Origin of the sequence: Streptomyces sp. NPDC090442, from assembly GCF_044769405.1 — a bacterium.
Lineage (GTDB): Bacteria > Actinomycetota > Actinomycetes > Streptomycetales > Streptomycetaceae > Streptomyces.
Map to the genome: position 1 here is coordinate 37,683 of NZ_JBIVXW010000017.1, position 17,060 is coordinate 54,742.

The following is a 17,060-nucleotide window of genomic DNA, read 5'->3' on the forward strand; positions in this document are numbered from 1 at the left end:
TTGGGCCGGGCGCGGTCCGCTGCCTTGTGCGCCGCCGCCTCCTCTTATCCGGCAACGAACGTAAGGCGGCGGAGAGTTCCACGTTCCGTTACGCATCGTAATCGGTGAGTGAGGAGTGGGCGGCGGGCTGTGGATGGGGCGGGCCGTGGCCGGCCAAGTGGTCAACGACGCGGACGGTGGGTCAGCCGGCGGGCCGGCCGCGGGCGGCACGCTGCACCAGGGGACGCGACCGCGTAGCCGCCCCCGGCCGAGACGGCGGGCAAGTCGCCCGCGGCGCCGGGGCGGAGGGGCCGTCCCGGAGCCCGCCCGCAGGATCCGGAGCGAATTCCCGGGCATTCCTCATCTGACGGACCAGAGGCGCCCGCACCGAGGACGGGTTCCGGGACAGCCCCTCCGCCCCGGCACCCACCGGAGAGTAGGCGAGACCACCCCAGCCACCACGAAGCCGGACAGACAACAGCGCGGGGCGACCACGACCCACCCCACCCCGCCGCCACGGCCCGCGACCACCCACCGGCCGGGCCCGGCGGAAGGCAACCACCACGCCGGCCACAACGTGGGAAGGCCCACGCATCGCGCCACGCACCGCTACAACAGGCCGTCCCACATCTGTTCCAGCAGCACCGACCACCACGTCTCCGGCGACCCCAGCGCCGGCGGGTCCAACGCCACCAGTTGCGCCTGGAAGTCCACCGTCCACCGGCCGGCCTGCTCGGGCGTCAGCCCGTACCGCAGGCGCCACATCCGCCCCAGCATCGCCAGGCACCGCACGAACTCCGGCAGCCCGGTGTTCACGAACTGCGGCGCAACGGACTGCCCACCGGGCCCCGCCTCCAACGGGACCGCGACGATGTTCGCGGTCCCGTACTGGACGCACAGTTGGCGACCGAAGTCGTTGCCCATGACCAGGTACGAGCCCGCGTCCGGCGCCGGCTGCACCCGTCGCTCCGCCGCCAGTTCCGCCAGCGTCGGCACCGGACGCCCCGGCTGCGCCTGCGCCCAGAAGAACGGCCCGAAGTCGACCGGCAGTCCGGCCCACACCAGCGTGTGCGCGACGACCTCCGGCACGCCCTGCCGGGAGACCGCCCGCTGGTCGAAGCGGAAGATCCCCTGCGGCCCGAACGACTGCTCCAGCTCGTGCCCGATCGCCTGCGGCGGCGCCGGAGGAACCGGCTGCACCTGCGACGGGTGCGGCAGCGGCACCCGCACCGGCGCGGGCCGCGCCGGCCCGTCGGCGACCTGGTGCAACTCGCCCTGGTGCTCGACCAGATGACGGACGCCCTGCTGCCGCGACGCATGGTCCCTGCCGTACGCGGCGGTGTGGCTGATCCGCACCTGCGGCCAGGACTCCCGCACCATACGGGCGCAGTAGCCACCGGGCAGATCGCAGCACTCCAACTCGGTGTGCAGCTCCACGACCTGCTGCGGCGGGACGTTCATCGCCCGCAACTCGTGCAGCAGTTGCCACTCCGGGTGCGGCGTACCAGGCGCCGAGCGACGCACGATCTTCTGCTCGCTGCCGTCCGGTGCGCGGTAGCTCAGTACGGCCATGTAGCCGGGGCCGACGGTCGGTTGGCCACTGGGCGGCTGCGGATAGCCGTACGCGCCGGAGGCGGCACCCTGCGTCCCGGCGCCCGGTCCCCCGGGGCCCGGTGCACCGGGCGGGCCCGGCGGCGGGCCGGGCTGCGCCGGCGGCGCCATCGGCGGAGCGGGCGGCATGCCGGGGCCGGCGGCGGGCGGCGTTCCGGGGCCGCCCGGGCCGGCGGCCGGCGGCATGCCGGGGCCACCCGGGCCCGCTCCCTGCGGACCGCCCGGGCCGCCGGACAGCACGGCGCCGGACGCGAGCATCGTGGCCGCGGCGTGCACCCCGCCGTCGGCCCCCGCCCCGCTGTTCGGCGGCGGAGGAGGCGGACCGCCCTGGCCGCCCGCCGACGGGCCGGCGTGCCCCGACGCACCGGACTGGCCCGACGCTCCCATGGGCCCGGGCCCACCAATCGGCCCGGGAGGGGGCGGCGGAGGAGGCACCCGGGGACCGCCAGGCCCACCGGACCCACTGGCCCCACCAGGTCCGCCGGCCCCACCGGCCCCACCGGCGGCGTCGCCCGGGCCGGGCATCGGGGCCTGGAGGGCCGCACCGTCCGCGAGCATCGTCGCGGCGGCGTGCACCCCGCCGCCCCCGGAACCGGCCGCGCCACCAGCACCTTGATCGGCGCCCTGGCCAGGTCCCTGACCGGAGCCCTCGCCGGACCCGTCCACCGCGCTCAAGTCCAAGTCGGCGGAGTCCAGTTGGGACACGAGCTGCGTCGGCACGTAACCGCCGGCCGGCGCACCGGCCGCCGCCGGCCCCGGGGACGCCGAGCCGGATGCGGATGCCGGGCCGGACGCCGGCGCCTCACCAGGGCGCGCGTCGGGCGGCGGCGGAACGTCGGCGATCGGCGCCCCGGTGGGCGGCGGCAGGTCGCGCAGGTCGGCCGGTGCCACGGACGGCGCGGGCGGGGCCGGCGGCATGCCGGGCGGCGCGGGCGGCGTCGGCGGCGGTGCGGAGGGCATCGGGGGCGCCGCAGGCAGCCCACCGGAAGCGTCCCCGCCCGCCCCGCCGGGCGCCTGGCCGGCCCGCGGGGGCAGTCCGGGAGAGATCTTCGTACGCGGCAACTGGCTGTCGCGTTGCAGCAGTTCGGTCTTGGCGTCGGGGCGCACCCGCGGCGTCGACGGGGTGTCCTCGTCGTCGGAACCGGCGAGCGGCGGCGCGAACACGGTCTGCGGCGGCGCCACCGAAAGGCCCTCGCCGGCCCCGCCCGCGGTGGTGTCCGCGGCGGCCCACGGCGCGTCGTCCCCCGAGAGAGCGGGAGAAGCGGGCGGGGGCGTGGCGTGCGCGGCGTCCGACCCGGCGTTCACGCTCACGTCGGCCCAGGCGTCCGCCGTAGCGGGCCCGGGGACGGCCCCGGGAACAGCCTCCTCCCCAGAGGACCGCCCAGCGTCACCCCCGGAAGCACTCACGGATTCAGCACCAGCACCGAACCCATCACCAGAACCAGACTCCGCATCAGCCTCGGCCCCAACCGCCGCCCCAACCCCAACGGCAGAGCCAGCACCAGAACCAGCCGAGGCGGATCCAGCCGAATCGGAACCAGAACCGGACGCGGAACCGGAACCGGCCCCGGAAGCGCCCCCGAAGGTCCCGCCCTTCCGGACCCCGATCCCCATCGCGTCCGCCGCCTCCTGGAGCCACTCCGGTGGCGTCAGCAGGAACGACGTGGCCTCCAGGTCGATCCGTTGCGGCGGTTCCGCCGCCCCGTACCCGGCGTCCGCCGGTGCGCCGTACTCCTCCTCGTAACGGCGGATCACCTCGCCCACCGGCAGCCCCGGCCACAGCGTCGTCTCCCCGCTGTCCCGCGCGATCACCAGCCGGCTCCGGCCGCCCTCGCCCACCGGGCCGTCCTCGCGGTCCTCCGCCCAGGCCACGAAGCCCAACGCGAACTCCCGCACCCGCACCTCGCGCTGGAACGCCGGCGGCACCTCGCCGTTCACCCACCGCTCCGCGCGCTCCTGCGCCTGCGCGAACGTCACCACCGCGATCAGCCCCCCACCGGCACGGCGTACGCGAAACCGCCGTCCACCATCAGGTTCGCCACCGTCTCCAACTCCGGCGGATTCCCCGCCAGCCGCTGGAGGAAGTCATCGAAATCCGCACCACAGGGCAACATCAGCCGCTCCACCCGCTCCTGCACCGACCACCCGTCCTGATCCCGGGCGTCGTCGTAGGCACAGAACCACACCGAGCCCGACGCCTCGCCGCGCACCTTCACCGCGACCACCCCGCCCTGCGCGAACGCCACCCCCAGGTAGTCCTTGGTGAAGTGGTCGCGCAGACACTTGTTCACATAGACCAGGTCGTTCACCGCGGCGTCGTCGCGCACCGTGAAGAACGGCTGGTCGACCAGGAGTCCCAACTCCGCGTCCAGCGCCGCCCCTACGGGCGCACAGCCGCCCGCCGCCTTCAGGAACGAGCGGTACGCCCCCGGCAGCCGGTAGCCCAGCGCCTCCTCGGCCTGCACCAGTTGCTCCTCGGCGACCGCCAACTCCCGCCGCGGCAGCCCGAAGTGCACCGGACGCGTCTCCTGCAGCGGCCGCGTCCCGCGCTTGTCATGCGCCACCGCCGCCGTCGCCAGCCCCGCGTGGTGCCGCAGCAGCGCCTTCACCTCGACCGGGACCAGCTCCATCCGCCGGGTCCCCGCCACGTGGTGCCAGGTCCAACCGTGCGGCGTCGCCACCGACGGCACGTCTATCCACAGCTCGTGCCCCTGCGCGTGCAGCGCCGCGTTCGCCGACACGAAGTCCGTCAACCGCAGCTCGTCGACGCCGAAGCCCTCCGGCGGCTCGGCGATCTCCGCCGCCGCGCGCGCGTACGGCGAGAAGTCCGGGAAGCCGTTCCCGTCCATCCGCACGCCCGCCGGATACCGCGCGGCCCGCACCGGATCCGGGAAATGCACGACCTGCCCGGCGTAGGCCGAGTTCGGTGGCACGGGACGTCCTCCGGCCTGGAGGCCGGGGTGCGCCCCCAGCCCTTGCCGACCTGTCGTCATCGCGGTTGCCCCCTGGCTGAAGCTGGCTTTGGGGCACAGCCTATGCGGTGCCGCAACACCCCCTCCCGCCACCCGACCACCGCCCCCCAACGCCGCCGGAGCGCCGCCGATACGGGGCGACATCTCCCCTTTTCGCCACCCGCCCGCTCCCCCGGCAGCGCCTCCCGCCCGCGCCCGCCCCAGCCCCCGGGCGCCCCTCTTTGCACCTTGGCGCCGCGACACCTCCCGTTTGCACCCCTGGCCCGCACCCCAACTCGTATTCCAACGGCACCGTCCGTCAGCCCCGTGACACCCTCACCTCACCCACCCCGCCCGCCACCCTCCACACCCACCACCGCACCCCGCCCACCAGGGCCGTTAACGGCCACCCGACGAACCGTCACATCCCAGTGACATCCCCGACAGCGCGCCCGACTACCGCAACGCCCAGCACATTTGGCAATCTGACCTCCGCAAACCGGGGGGATTGCAGGGAGGGAAGCACCACCATGACCACCACCGCACACCACACGTCCACCGCCGGCGACCCCCGCGCCAGCGGCGACCCCCGCATCGGCTGGAGCGGCACCGCCGACACCGACCGCGCCCCCACCCTCCACCACCGCCGCGACGGCATCCTCCCCACCATCGGCGCCGCCCTGTCGGTACGCGGACAAACCCTCACCTGCACCGCCAGCAAGGCCGAACAGCCCCCCACCCTCCACCCCCTCGTCCAGGACTTCCTGGACACCCTCACCACCGCCCAGCGCGACCGCTTCACCGGCCGCTGCCCCGAAGCCGTCCTGCTCTCCCGCCACCTCACCGCCGTCGAGAGCAACCGCGGCAAACGCGCCTCCCGCAAACCCCTCACCAACGGCGAGGCCCGCCGCTCCCTGAAACACTCCAAGATCACCGCACGACACATCCGCGAGGACGGCGACCCCCAACACGGCAGCTACGCGCCCCCCTGCCGCTCCTGCGACGCACTCCTCGCCCACTTCGGCGTCATGCCCATCGGGGCCACGACGCCCCAAGGGAGCTGACCACCACCATGCCGCCCACCCCCCGCACCCCCGCCCCCGACGGCACCGGCTCCACCCGCTTCCCCGCCGCCGTCGACATCGCCCTCCAGGACGCCGGCTGGCAACCCGGGCGCTGGGACATACACCAGGCCGAAAGCTGGGCCGACACCCTCCGCGCCCACACCTCCCCCGCCGGCCACCGCCACACCGTCTTCCCCGCCGCCGTCGAAGCCTGGGCCGAATTCGGCGGCCTGCGCATCACCGGCCCCGGCCCCGGCCGCCACATCGCCCCCACCCCGTTCGTCATCGACCCGCTGCTCGGCCTCCACCTCGCCCGCACCCTCGGCGACCTCGGCCGCGCCCTCGACACCCACGTCGCCCCGCTCGGCCAGGAACAACTCCCCGACACCAAGGCCACCCGCGGCACCACCCACCCCCAGGCCACCCTCGCCATCGACACCGAGGGCCGCGTCTACAGCCTCGACCACACCGGCGACTGGTACCTCGGCCCCGACCTCGACCAGGCCCTCGGCACCCTCATCCTCGGCACCCGCCCCAGCCGCCTCACGGTCGCCAACGACGCCTGACGCACGCCACGTTGATCAACGGGCCGACGACCGGCCCACCGGCGGCACGGACGACCGCCCCGCGCCTCAGACCGCCCGCGCCGCCGACGCCCCCAGCGGCACCACCGCCGACACCCGGAAACCCCCCGCCTCCGTCGGCCCGGACACGAACACGCCGCCCAGCGCCGACACCCGCTCCCGCATCCCCACCAGACCGTTCCCGCCGCTCGGCAGACCCGCGTCCGTCGCCCCCCGCTCCGACGGCCCGTTCTCCACCTGCACCGCCACCTCACCGGCCCGATGCGCCAACCGCACCCGCGCCCGCGCACCCGGCGCGTGCTTGTGCACGTTCGTCAACGCCTCCTGCACCACCCGATACACGGTCTGCTCCACCCGCGCCGCATACCGGGACCCACCGGAACCCCCCGCGGCCACCTCCCCCGCGTCACCGTCACCATCGCCGTCCGCGGCCCCCTGCACCGCGAACTCCACCGCCATCCCGGCCGCCCGGGACTGCTCCACCAACTCCCCCAACTCCGACAACCACGGACCGTCCCCCTCCGGCTCCGCACCGCCCGCCGACCCACCGGCCGCCGCCTGCGCCACCGCGCCCCCGGCCGCCTGCTGCGACACCCGCGACGCCACCGCCGCCAACCGCTCCGGCTCGTCCGAACCCCCCGACCCGAGCACCGCCGAACCCTCCGCGGTCCGCAGCACCCCCAACATCTCCCGCAACTCCGTCAACGCCTGCCGCCCCATGTCCCCCACCAAAGCGGCGTTCCGCGACGCCTTCTCCGGATCCTTCAACGCCACCGCCTGCAACGCCGCCGCATGCACCACCATCAGACTCACCCGGTGCGCCACCACGTCGTGCATCTCCCGCGCGATCCGCGTCCGCTCCTCGTTACGGGCCCACTCCGCCCGCTCCTCGGCCCGCTCCGCCAGCAGCGACAGCTCCCGCTCCAGACCGTCCGCCCGCTCCCGCAGGCTCTCCACCAACCGCCGCCGGGCACCGACGTACAACCCCCACAACACCGGCGGAGCCGACAGCACCAGCCCCACCGTCAGCGCCATCAACGCCACGAACCACACCGGCGGATGGAAGCCCGGCTCCGTCACCACGTCCTGCCGCATGCTGAGGAACGTCGTCAGCACCGTGCCCGCGACCGTCATCCCGGCCAACAACCCGATGATCCGCCGCGGCACATCCGACGCCGCCAACGAGTAGAGCCCCACCACGCCCAGCAGCACACCCATCTCCGCGGGCATCACGGCGATCGACACCAGCACCACCGCGACCGGCCACCGCCGGCGCACCAACAGCACCGGCCCGGCCACCAGTCCCAGCAGCACCCCCACCGCCACCGGCACCCCCGCCGTGTGCGCGAACGGCACCCCCTCCGCCGCGCACTCCGCCGTCGACAGCACCGCCAGCACCACGTCCAGCACCGCGCTGCGACGCCGCGCCCACCACCAAGGACCGCCCCCCGGCGTCCCTCGCGCAGCCACGCTCTCACTTGCCCCCGTTGCGGTCATACCGACCAGCGTACGGGCGCCGCCCCCGCTTCCCGGGGCTCCGCCCCAGCACACTGACCGGCCCGTTACCCACCACTACGGCCAGTTATCGCTCGAACTGTTGAATCGCTCGCATTTTCGCCCCTCCGCACCCCGCACCCCCACCAACCTGACCCCATGCCCCACGACCACCCCGACTACGAAGCCCTCCGCCCGCACGCCGTCGCCCTCCGTCGCACCGGCCTCAGCCGCCGCCAGATCCGCGACCGCCTGAACCTCCACAACAACGACCTCCTCAACCGCCTCCTGGACGGCACCCCGCCCCCGGAGTGGACCAAGCGCCCCAACGCCAAGGACGACCAGCGGGCGAGGGCCCGCGAGCTACGCACGCAGGGCCTGACCTACGACCAGATCCAGCTCGAACTGGGCTGCTCGAAGAGCTCGATCTCGCTCTGGGTACGAGACCTGCCGAAGCCTCCCCGACGATCACCGTCGGAACAGGCCCGGATCGCCAGCCGGAAACGCTGGGACCACGAGTTGGCCGTGCGCGACGAGGAACGCCAGCGCACCAAGGACGCGGCGGAGGCCGAGGTCGACACCCTGTCGGACCGGGAACTGCTCTTCGCCGGCGCGGCGCTGTACTGGGCCGAGGGCATGAAGGACAAGTCGTACGCCCGGCGGGAACACATCGTCTTCGTCAATAGCGACCCGGGCGTGATCGAGGTCTTCCTGGCCTGGTTGCGGCTGCTCGGCGTCGAGCCGGAGCGGCTGCGTTATTGCGTGATGATTCATGTCACTGCAGACGTGGCCGCCGCCGAGCACTACTGGGCCGATCTCGTAGGCGTCGACGTCGCCGCACTCCAGAAAACCACGATCAAGAAGCACAATCCGAAGACCGTCCGCAAGAACACGGGAGCGGGCTATTACGGCTGCCTGGTGATCCGCGTGCTGCAAAGCGCTGACCTATACCGTCGCATCGAAGGCTGGTGGTACGGCATAGTGTTGGGTGCCAAGCGGGCAGCCTGACGGGATGTCCGGTTTGGCCCGCTTTACGTTCCCCTGTGGTGTAATTGGCAACACGGGTCACTTTGGATGATTTGTTCCAGGTTCGAGTCCTGGCAGGGGAGCAAACACGGAGTTCGGGTCCTGACCATTCGGTCAGGACCCGCGCTCGTTTCCCCCTCAATACGCCCCGGTATCCTTCGGGTGTCCACCACCCGAAGAAGCCAAGAAGCCGAAGGGCATCCCGTGAGCGCCAACCGCCCGGCCGCCGTCGTCGTTCTCGCAGCGGGTGAGGGAACCCGCATGAAGTCGACGACCCCCAAGGTCCTGCACGCGATCTGCGGCCGATCCCTCGTCGGCCATGTCGTGGCCGCCTCCCGTGAGCTGGACCCCGAGCACCTCGTCGTGGTCGTCGGCCACGCCCGCGAGCAGGTGCGCGAGCACCTCGCCGCGATCGATCCCGCCGCTCGTACCGCCGTGCAGCACGAGCAGAAGGGCACCGGCCACGCCGTGCGCACGGCGCTGGAGGAGCTGAGCGGGGACGGCATCACGCTCGACGGCACGGTCGTCGTGGTGTGCGGCGACACCCCGCTGCTGACCGGCGAGACACTGGCCAGGCTCAGTGAGACGCACGCCACGGACAAGAACGCCGTGACGGTGCTGTCGGCCGAGGTGCCGGACGCGACGGGCTACGGGCGGATCGTGCGGGACGAGGCGTCCGGCGCGGTCACCGAGATCGTCGAGCACAAGGACGCCAGCGAGGCGCAGCGGGAGATCCGGGAGATCAACTCCGGGGTGTTCGCGTTCGACGCGCGGCTGTTGGTGGAGGCGCTGGGCAAGGTGCGCACGGACAACAGTCAGGGTGAGGAGTACCTCACGGACGTGCTGGGGATCCTGCGGTCGGCCGGGCACCGGGTGGGGGCCGCGGTGGCGGCGGACCACCGGGAGATCCTGGGGATCAACAACCGGGTGCAGTTGGCGGAGGCGCGGCGGCTGCTCAACGCGCGGCTGCTGGAGCGGGCGATGCTCGCCGGTGTGACGGTGGTGGATCCGGCGTCGACGTGGGTGGACGTGTCGGTGACGTTCGAGCAGGACGCGACGGTGCAGCCGGGGACGCAGTTGTTGGGTTCGACGCATCTGGGGTCGGGTTCCGAGGTGGGTCCGCAGTCGCGGCTGAAGGACACGGTCGTGGGTGCGGGGGCGTCGGTGGCGTTCACGGTGGCGGAGGGTGCCGAGGTCGGGCCGGAGGCTTCGGTGGGTCCGTACGCGTACCTGCGTCCGGGGACGGTGCTGAGCGTGAAGGCGAAGGCCGGGACGTTCGTCGAGATGAAGAACGCGCAGATCGGTGAGGGCACGAAGGTGCCGCATCTGTCGTATGTCGGTGATGCGACGATCGGTGAGTACACCAACATCGGTGCGGCGAGCGTGTTCGTGAACTACGACGGTGAGGCGAAGCACCACACGACGGTGGGGTCGCACTGCAAGACGGGCTCGGACAACATGTTCGTGGCGCCCGTGACGATCGGGGACGGCGCGTACACCGCGGCCGGTTCGGTCATTACCAAGGATGTGCCCCCGGGTTCGTTGGCGGTCGCGCGCGGCCAGCAGCGGAACATCGAGGGTTGGGTCGCGCGCAAGCGGCCCGGGAGCGCCGCCGCGCAGGCCGCTTCGTCCGCTCGCGATTCGGAGTCGGGTCAGGGTTCTGACGCGGCGTCCGAGGGTGAGCGGTGACTGTGCCGACGGGTATGCCGTGCGGGGCGTACCGTGATGAGCGCACGCAAACCGTGATGCAAGGAGATGTGCTGTGACCGGGATCAAGACGACCGGCGAGAAGAAGCTGATGCTCTTCTCCGGCCGCGCCCACCCCGAGCTTGCTGAGGAGGTCGCGCACCAGCTGGGTGTGGGCCTGGTCCCGACGAAGGCTTTCGATTTCGCCAACGGTGAGATCTATGTCCGTTACCAGGAGTCGGCGCGCGGTGCGGACTGCTTTTTGATCCAGAGCCACACGGCTCCGATCAACAAGTGGATCATGGAACAGTTGATCATGATCGATGCGCTGAAGCGGGCCTCGGCCCGGAGCATCACCGTGGTCGTGCCGTTCTACGGGTATGCGCGGCAGGACAAGAAGCACCGTGGTCGTGAGCCGATCTCGGCGCGGCTGATCGCGGATCTGATGAAGACGGCGGGCGCGGACCGCATCGTCACGGTGGATCTGCACACGGACCAGATCATGGGCTTCTTCGACGGCCCGGTGGACCACCTCTTCGCGCTGCCGGTGCTGGCGGACTACGTGGGCGCCAAGGTGGACCGCGACAAGCTGACCGTGGTGTCGCCGGACGCCGGCCGGGTGCGGGTGGCGGACCGCTGGTGCGACCGCCTGGGTGCGCCGCTGGCGATCGTGCACAAGCGCCGGGACAAGGACGTGGCGAACCAGGTCACCGTCCACGAGGTCGTCGGTGACGTCAAGGGCCGGGTCTGCGTCCTGGTCGACGACATGATCGACACCGGTGGCACGATCTGCGCGGCGGCCGAGGCGCTGTTCGCCAACGGTGCGGCGGACGTGATCGTGACGGCGACGCACGGTGTGCTGTCGGGTCCGGCGGCGGACCGGCTGAAGAACTCGAAGGTGAGCGAGTTCGTGTTCACGAACACGCTGCCGACGCCTTCGGAGTTGGAGCTGGACAAGATCACGGTGCTGTCGATGGCGCCGACGGTCGCGCGGGCGATCCGTGAGGTGTTCGAGGACGGTTCGGTGACGAGCCTCTTCGACGAGCAGTGAGTTTCGTCGCGTTGGGTCGGTGGTCGGCGGTGGCCGGCTAGATCGACTTTGGGGCGGCCTTTCTGGCCGGGTAGACTCTTGGGGTTGCTCGGCGAGGGAGGCCGCCCTTTTTGCGGTGGTGCTCCGTTATCGACGCGCTCTTCGTAGCTGGTCTGTCGTGGGCCGGGTGACGCCCCGCAGAGGTTTTCATTGAGATACGAGGAGTGCTGGCATGGCTGAGATCAAGCTCACCGCTGAGTCCCGGGACGAGTTCGGCAAGGGCGCGGCGCGTCGTCTGCGCCGCGAGGAGAAGGTTCCGGCGGTCATCTACGGCCACGGCGCGGAGCCGAAGCACGTGGCGCTCGACAGCCACGCGCTGATGATGGCGTTGAAGACGCCGAACGCGCTGATCCGTCTGGAGATGGGCAGCGAGAGCGAGCTGGTGATCCCGAAGGCCGTGCAGCGTGAGGCGATCCGTCGCTTCCTGGTGCACGTGGACTTCCTCGCGGTGAAGAAGGGCGAGAAGGTCGCCGTCGAGCTGCCGATCCAGACCGAGGGTGAGCTGGCCCCGGGTGGCAACCTGCTGGAGCACCTGCTGAACACGCTGCCGGTCGAGGCCGAGGCGACGCACATCCCGGAGTCGGTCACCGTCTCCATCGCGGGTCTGGACGCCGGTCACACGGTGCTGGCCAAGGACATCGCGCTGCCGGCCGGTGTGTCGCTGGCGGTCGAGGAGGACGCCCCGGTGCTGCAGGTCGTCGCCGCGCAGGCGGAGGCTCCGGCCGAGGCTGAGGGCGAGGGCGAGGAGGCCTGAGTCTCCGCGCGGTAGTTTTCTTCCCAACCGCCGTCGCGGCGCCGTCCGGCGCCGGGCGGCGGTTGGGTCGTTTTTGAGGAGACGTGGACATGACGGATGCGGCGAGCCCCTGGCTCATCGTGGGGCTGGGCAATCCGGGCCCGGAGTATGCGGGCAACCGCCACAATGTGGGCTTCATGGTGGCCGATCTGCTGGCGGAGCGGATGGGCGGCCGGTTCAAGTCGCACAAGGCGCGGGCCCAGGTGGTGGAGGGGCGGATCGGTCCGCCGGGTCCGTTGAGCCGTCGGGTGGTGGTGGCGAAGCCGTCGTCGTTCATGAATCTGTCGGGTGGGCCGACGACGGCGTTGCGGGACTTCTACAAGGTGCCGGTGGCCAACATCGTGGCGGTGCACGACGAGTTGGACATCGATTTCGGTGCGTTGCGGTTGAAGCTGGGGGGCGGCGACAACGGGCACAACGGGCTGAAGTCGATCACGAAGTCGTCGGGGGCGGAGTACCACCGGGTGCGGTTCGGGATCGGGCGGCCGCCGGGGCGGATGCCGGTGGCGGATTTCGTGCTGAAGGACTTCTCGTCGGCGGAGCGCAAGGAGTTGGACTACTTCGTGGACCGGGCGGCGGACGCCGTGGAGGCCCTGGTCATCGAGGGGCTGGAGCGGGCGCAGTCGACGTACAACTCGTAGGCGGTGCGCGGGGGACGGCGGCGGGCCCGTCCGGAGCGGTTGCTCCGGGCGGGCCCGTCGTCGTGTGGGGGTGGGGTCAGCCGGTGTTGCGGAGGCCGGCGGCGACGCCGTTGACGGTGAGGAGGAGGGCGCGGGAGAGGAGGGGGTCGGGTTCCTGGCCGGCGGTGGCGGCGTCGCGCTGGCGCTTGAGGAGGGAGACCTGGAGGTAGGAGATGGGGTCGAGGTAGGCGTCGCGGACGTGGAAGGTCTGCTTCAACACGGGGCTTGCGTCGAGGAGTTCGTCCTCGCCGGTGATGCGGAGGACCTCGGCGACGGTGAGCTCGTGTTCGGCCTTGAGGGTGTCGAAGACGTGCTTGAGGTCGTCGGGGACGAGGGTGTCGACGTAGTGCTGGGCGATCCGCAGGTCGGTCTTGGCCAGCGTCATCTCGACGTTGGAGAGGAAGTTGCGGAAGAAGTGCCAGTGGTCGTGCATTTCGTCGAGGACGCTGCCGAGGCCGGCTTCGCGGGCGGCCTTGAGGCCGGTGCCGACGCCGTACCAGCCGGGGACGATCTGGCGGGACTGGGTCCAGCCGAAGACCCAGGGGATGGCGCGGAGGCCGTCGAGTCCGGCGCCGGAGTCGGGGCGGCGGGAGGGGCGGGAGCCGAGGTGGAGGTCGGCGAGCTGGTCGACGGGGGTGGAGGCGAAGAAGTAGGCGGGGAGGTCGGGGTCCTCGACGAGGTGGCGGTAGGCGTGGTGGGCGGCGTCGGAGACGGTCTCCATGGCGGCGTCCCAGCGGGCCAGCGCCTCGTCGGACTGGCGGGGTGCGGTGTGCAGGGCGGATGCCTGGAGGGTGGCGGCGACCGTCAGCTCCAGGTTCTCGCGGGCCAGTGACGGGACGAGGTACTTGTCGGAGATGACCTCGCCCTGTTCGGTGACCTTGATCTCGCCTTCGAGGGTGCCGTAGGGCTGGGCGAGGATCGCGTCGTGGGAGGGGCCGCCGCCGCGGCCGACGGTGCCGCCGCGGCCGTGGAAGAGGCGCAGTCGGACGCCGTGCCGGTGGGCGACGTCGCGCAGCAGGCGCTGGGCGCGGTGGATCTCCCACTGGCTGGTGGTGATGCCGCCGAACTTGGAGGAGTCGGAGTAGCCGAGCATGACCTCCTGGACGTCGCCGCGGAGTGCGACGAGGCGGCGGTAGGAGGGGTCGGAGAGCATGTCGTCGAGGAGCTGGTCGGCGATCTTCAGCTCGTCGGTGGTCTCCAGGAGGGGGACGATGCCGATCTTGGCCCAGCCGGCGTGCAGGTCGATGAGGCCGGCCTCGCGGGCGAGGACGGCGGCGGCGAAGACGTCGTCGGAGCCCTGGCACATGGAGATGATGTAGGACTCGATGACCTCGGGGCCGAAGGTCTGCTTGGCCTTGCGGATGGTGCGGAAGACGCCGAGGGTCTTGGCGCCGGCCTCGTCCAGGGGTGCGGGGCTGGGGGCGAGGGGGCGGCGGGAGCGGAGTTCCTTGGCGAGCAGCTTGCGGCGGTAGTCGCGGGGCATGTCGACGTAGCGCCAGGATTCCTCGCCGAGGCGGTCGAAGAGCTGACCGAGGGCGTGGTGGTGGGCGTCGGCGTGCTCGCGGACGTCCATGGTGGCGAGCTGGAGGCCGAAGGCGCCGATGGTGCGCAGGGTGCGCTCCAGTCGGCCGTCGGCGATCAGGCCGCCGCGGTGGGCGCGCAGCGAGGTCTGGATGAGGGCGAGGTCGTCGAGGAGTTCGCTGGTGCCGAGGTAGTCGTGGCCGGGGACGTGGGGGGTGTCGCCGGCGAGCCGGTCGCGGGTGTTGAGGAGCTTCTGGCGGATGCAGGTGGCCTTGAGGCGGTAGGGCTCTTCGCTGTTGAGGCGCTTGTAGCGGGGGCTGATCTCGGGGAGGAGGTCGAGGTCCCGCTGGAGCGAGGTGAGGAGTTCGTCGGTGGCGCCGCAGTTGCGGATGGAGTTGGAGAGGGCGCCGCGGAGCTCGTCGATGTGTTCCAGGGCGTCGGTGATGCCGTGTTCGTGCTGGAGGATCAGGACGTCCCAGGTGACCTGGGGGGTGACGTTGGGGTTGCCGTCGCGGTCGCCGCCGATCCAGGTGCCGAAGGTCAACGGGCGGGTGCCGGCGGGGAGTTCGGTGCCGGCGCGCTCCAGTTCGGCGGCGAGGTCCTCCAGGACGTCGCCGACCGCGCCGCGGCCGAGTTCGTCGAGGTAGTAGATGGCGTTGCGGGCCTCGTCGGTGGGTTCGGGCCGGGCGACGCGGAGTTCGTCGGTCTGCCAGATGAGGTCGATGTTCTCGGCGAGGCGGAGGTCGGTGCGGCGGCGGTCGGCGGCCTCGGTGCGGTCCAGCAGCTCGGCGATCTTGCGGAGCTTGGTGAGGACGGAGCGGCGGGCGGCCTCGGTGGGGTGGGCGGTGAAGACGGGGCGGACGCCGAGGTTGCGGGCGGTCTCGCGCAGGTGCTCGGGGTCGGCGTCCTTGAGCATGTCGGCGGTGCGGGCCAGGATGCCGCCCTCGGCGGCGCGCCTGGCGCGCAGTTCGCGGCCGCGGTGCACCTGCTCGGTGACGTTGGCGAGGTGGAAGTAGGTGGAGAAGGCGCGGACGAGCTTGGCGGCGGTGGTCAGGTCGGTCTCGCCGAGGAGCCGGGCGGCGGCCTCGCCGTCGGTGCGGGTCAGGGCGCGGACCCGTTCGACGAGGTCGAGGAGGTCCTGGCCTTCCTGCCGGACGAGGGTCTCGCCGAGGAGGTCGCCGAGGCGGCGGATGTCGGCGCGCAGGGCACCGTTGTCGCCGGCGGCGGGGGTGGCCTTGGGGGCGGCCTTGGGGGCGGCGGACTCGGCGGGGGTGTGGTCGGCACTGCTCACGGATGCGGCTCCTTGCGGGGATGGTGCAGTCATTGAGCACGTCTGTGCGGGGTGCGGACCGCGCTGTCCGACGCCCCCAGGATAGGTCTCTCCCCCTTGCCCGGGATCACACCGTCCGCAGGGTGGGCATCGGGCGCGGGCGGCGGGGCGGGGCCTGTCACGGCCTTGCCCGGGGTGGTGTCACTGCCATACTTACGAGACCGTAGGTTACGGTCCCGTAGGGCCGTAGCCGTGCCCCCGAGCCCCCCGACGAGGGACACCACATGACCGCTGGTCCCAAAGCCGTGGAAGAGTCGCCGATGCCGCTTGACGCGCCCGCCGGTTCCTCTGCCGCCTCCGCCGTGCCGTCCGCGACGCTCGGCGGTGAGCAGCGCAGATCCCTGGAACAGATCACCCTGCTGTTGTTCATCGCCGTGCCGTTCCTGGCCCTGGTCGCGGCGGTGCCGCTGGCCTGGGGCTGGGGCGTGAGCTGGTTGGACCTCGGCCTGATGGTGGCGATGTACTTCATCGGCTGCCACGGCATCACCATCGGCTACCACCGGTACTTCACGCACGGCGCGTTCAAGGCGAAGCGTCCGCTGCGGATCACGCTGGCGATCATGGGGTCGCTCGCGGTGGAGGGGCCGGTGGTCCGCTGGGTCGCCGACCACCGCAAGCACCACAAGTTCTCCGACGCGGAGGGCGATCCGCATTCGCCGTGGCGCTACGGCGAGACGGTGCCGGCCCTGTTGAAGGGTCTGTGGTGGGCGCACATCGGCTGGATGTTCGACGAGGAGCAGACGCCGCAGCACAAGTACGCGCCGGACCTAGTCAAGGACCCGGCGATCCGCCTGGTCTCCCGCCAGTTCGTACTGTGGACGGTGGTGTCGCTGCTGACGCCGCCGCTGGTGGGCGGGCTGGTGACGTGGTCGTGGCAGGGCGCGGTGACGGCGTTCTTCTGGGGCTCGCTGGTGCGGGTGGCGCTGCTGCACCACGTGACGTGGTCGATCAACTCCATCTGTCACGCGGTCGGCAAGCGGCCGTTCAAGTCCCGTGACCGGTCCGGCAACGTGTGGTGGCTGGCGGTGCTGTCGTGCGGGGAGTCCTGGCACAACCTGCACCACGCCGATCCGACCAGTGCCCGGCACGGGGTCATGAGGGGCCAGGTGGATTCCAGTGCCCGGCTGATCCGCTGGTTCGAGTGGGCGGGGTGGGCGTATGACGTGCGGTGGCCGAGCGCGGCCCGGATCGAGGGCCGACGCAAGGACGGCGCCCGGGGCGAGGGGAAGGCCCCGCTGGGGGCATGATTGA

The 17,060-nt window shown here is 72.0% G+C and carries 12 protein-coding genes and 1 tRNA gene; 9 read left to right on the forward strand and 4 right to left on the reverse strand.

The features are described from left to right. Positions 1-588: 588 nt before the first annotated feature. A complete protein-coding gene (locus ACIQU6_RS14565) occupies positions 589-3,570 on the reverse strand; it encodes an SUKH-4 family immunity protein (protein ID WP_403481955.1) in 2,982 nt (993 codons plus the stop codon). Positions 3,571-3,575: 5 nt separating this feature from the next. Next, the gene (locus ACIQU6_RS14570) at positions 3,576-4,583 is read right to left on the reverse strand and encodes an HNH endonuclease (protein ID WP_403481956.1); all 1,008 of its coding nucleotides are present in this window, start codon (positions 4,581-4,583) and stop codon (positions 3,576-3,578) included. A gap of 488 nt (positions 4,584-5,071) precedes the next feature. Here ACIQU6_RS14570 and ACIQU6_RS14575 point away from each other — a divergent pair, with 488 nt between their 5' ends. Continuing rightward, on the forward strand, positions 5,072-5,605 hold the full coding sequence (locus ACIQU6_RS14575; protein WP_403481957.1) for a YwqJ-related putative deaminase: 534 nt from the start codon (positions 5,072-5,074) through the stop codon (positions 5,603-5,605). A gap of 8 nt (positions 5,606-5,613) precedes the next feature. Further along, positions 5,614-6,171 (forward strand): SUKH-3 domain-containing protein, encoded by a 558-nt coding sequence (locus ACIQU6_RS14580; RefSeq protein ID WP_403481958.1) that lies wholly within the window; start codon positions 5,614-5,616, stop codon positions 6,169-6,171. A gap of 66 nt (positions 6,172-6,237) precedes the next feature. Here the strand turns inward: ACIQU6_RS14580 and ACIQU6_RS14585 are convergent, their stop codons facing one another. Next, the gene (locus tag ACIQU6_RS14585; protein ID WP_403481959.1) at positions 6,238-7,686 is read right to left on the reverse strand and encodes a sensor histidine kinase; all 1,449 of its coding nucleotides are present in this window, start codon (positions 7,684-7,686) and stop codon (positions 6,238-6,240) included. 156 nt (positions 7,687-7,842) lie between these two features. Between ACIQU6_RS14585 and ACIQU6_RS14590 the strand changes: the two genes are divergently transcribed. The 6 genes from ACIQU6_RS14590 to pth all read left to right on the forward strand — a co-directional run bounded on the left by ACIQU6_RS14590 (position 7,843) and on the right by pth (position 12,919). Beyond that, positions 7,843-8,691, forward strand: coding sequence for a hypothetical protein (locus tag ACIQU6_RS14590; protein ID WP_403481960.1), 849 nt, complete (start codon positions 7,843-7,845; stop codon positions 8,689-8,691). Between the two features lie 29 nt (positions 8,692-8,720). Beyond that, a tRNA-Gln gene (locus ACIQU6_RS14595) sits at positions 8,721-8,792 on the forward strand. 121 nt (positions 8,793-8,913) lie between these two features. Next, positions 8,914-10,398 (forward strand): bifunctional UDP-N-acetylglucosamine diphosphorylase/glucosamine-1-phosphate N-acetyltransferase GlmU, encoded by a 1,485-nt coding sequence (gene glmU / locus ACIQU6_RS14600; RefSeq protein WP_403481961.1) that lies wholly within the window; start codon positions 8,914-8,916, stop codon positions 10,396-10,398. 73 nt (positions 10,399-10,471) lie between these two features. Then, positions 10,472-11,446 carry a ribose-phosphate diphosphokinase gene (locus tag ACIQU6_RS14605; RefSeq protein ID WP_274915312.1) on the forward strand — a complete coding sequence of 325 codons (975 nt, stop codon included), beginning with the start codon at positions 10,472-10,474 and terminating at the stop codon, positions 11,444-11,446. Between the two features lie 211 nt (positions 11,447-11,657). Next, positions 11,658-12,239, forward strand: coding sequence for a 50S ribosomal protein L25/general stress protein Ctc (locus tag ACIQU6_RS14610; RefSeq protein ID WP_403481962.1), 582 nt, complete (start codon positions 11,658-11,660; stop codon positions 12,237-12,239). Positions 12,240-12,328: 89 nt separating this feature from the next. After that, the gene (gene pth / locus ACIQU6_RS14615) at positions 12,329-12,919 is read left to right on the forward strand and encodes an aminoacyl-tRNA hydrolase (RefSeq protein ID WP_383423166.1); all 591 of its coding nucleotides are present in this window, start codon (positions 12,329-12,331) and stop codon (positions 12,917-12,919) included. A 76-nt stretch (positions 12,920-12,995) separates the two neighbouring features. On the opposite strand, the gene ppc is transcribed toward pth, so the two are convergent. After that, on the reverse strand, positions 12,996-15,770 hold the full coding sequence (gene ppc, locus ACIQU6_RS14620) for a phosphoenolpyruvate carboxylase (protein ID WP_403481963.1): 2,775 nt from the start codon (positions 15,768-15,770) through the stop codon (positions 12,996-12,998). Between the two features lie 299 nt (positions 15,771-16,069). On the opposite strand from ppc, the gene ACIQU6_RS14625 reads away from it, so the two are divergent. After that, positions 16,070-17,056, forward strand: a complete 987-nt coding sequence (locus ACIQU6_RS14625) for an acyl-CoA desaturase (RefSeq protein WP_403481964.1) — start codon at positions 16,070-16,072, stop codon at positions 17,054-17,056. Positions 17,057-17,060 lie beyond the last annotated feature (4 nt).

Coding starts and splice junctions, on each gene's coding strand:
- ACIQU6_RS14570 (WP_403481956.1), bottom strand. CDS start 4,583: ATGACGACAGGTCGGCAAGGGCTGGGGGCGCACCCCGGCCTCCAGGCC.
- ACIQU6_RS14575 (WP_403481957.1), top strand. CDS start 5,072: ATGACCACCACCGCACACCACACGTCCACCGCCGGCGACCCCCGCGCC.
- ACIQU6_RS14580 (WP_403481958.1), top strand. CDS start 5,614: ATGCCGCCCACCCCCCGCACCCCCGCCCCCGACGGCACCGGCTCCACC.
- ACIQU6_RS14585 (WP_403481959.1), bottom strand. CDS start 7,686: ATGACCGCAACGGGGGCAAGTGAGAGCGTGGCTGCGCGAGGGACGCCG.
- ACIQU6_RS14590 (WP_403481960.1), top strand. CDS start 7,843: ATGCCCCACGACCACCCCGACTACGAAGCCCTCCGCCCGCACGCCGTC.
- ACIQU6_RS14610 (WP_403481962.1), top strand. CDS start 11,658: ATGGCTGAGATCAAGCTCACCGCTGAGTCCCGGGACGAGTTCGGCAAG.
- pth (WP_383423166.1), top strand. CDS start 12,329: ATGACGGATGCGGCGAGCCCCTGGCTCATCGTGGGGCTGGGCAATCCG.
- ACIQU6_RS14625 (WP_403481964.1), top strand. CDS start 16,070: ATGCCGCTTGACGCGCCCGCCGGTTCCTCTGCCGCCTCCGCCGTGCCG.